This is a genomic window from Pedococcus sp. P1_H8 (assembly GCF_056405175.1).
On sequence record NZ_JBFUCP010000075.1, the window covers coordinates 1 to 593 of the forward strand.

1 protein-coding gene is annotated in these 593 nt (G+C 69.8%); it reads right to left on the bottom strand.

The annotated features are described in order from the left end of the window. A partial coding sequence (locus AC1DYG_RS18910; RefSeq protein WP_477641408.1) for a condensation domain-containing protein occupies window positions 1–589 on the bottom strand: 589 nt, incomplete at its 3' end. Between the last annotated feature and the right edge of the window lie 4 nt (window positions 590–593).

Below are 593 nucleotides of genomic sequence, written 5' to 3' on the forward strand. Positions count from 1 at the left end.
ACATTCGCTCGGCCGCATCGAGGATCTCGATGTCGCCGACCGGGACCGCGGGCGTGCGCACCGCGGCGGTGAGGATCCGCAGGAAGCGCGTGGCGAACTCGCGCACGGTCGCCTCGTCGAACAGGTCGGTGGCATAGACGAACTCGGCGGCCGCACCCTCGGCGTCGAGCAGCTCACTGACCGTCAGCTGCAGGTCGAACTTGGCCACCCCGAAGTCGAGCGGCTCGCGCCCGATCTGCAGACCCGGCAGGGCAAACCCGTCGACCGGCAGGTCCTCGAAGGCAAAGACCACCTGGAACAACGGGTGGTGTGCGGTGGAACGGGCCGGTGCGGTGACCTCCACCAGACGCTCGAACGCGACGTCTGCGTGCCCGAAGGCGGCGAGGTCGACGGCACGAACCTCACGGACCAACTCGTCGAACGACCGCGCCGAGCCCACCTCGGTGCGCAGCACCARSGTGTTGACGAACATGCCSACSASGTCGTCSAGCGCGGMSTCGCCGCGGCCGGCGAYCGSSGTRCCGAYYGCGATGTCGYCGGTGCCSGACAGCCGGGCCAGCAGCACCGYCAGCGCCGCGTGCACGACCATGAAC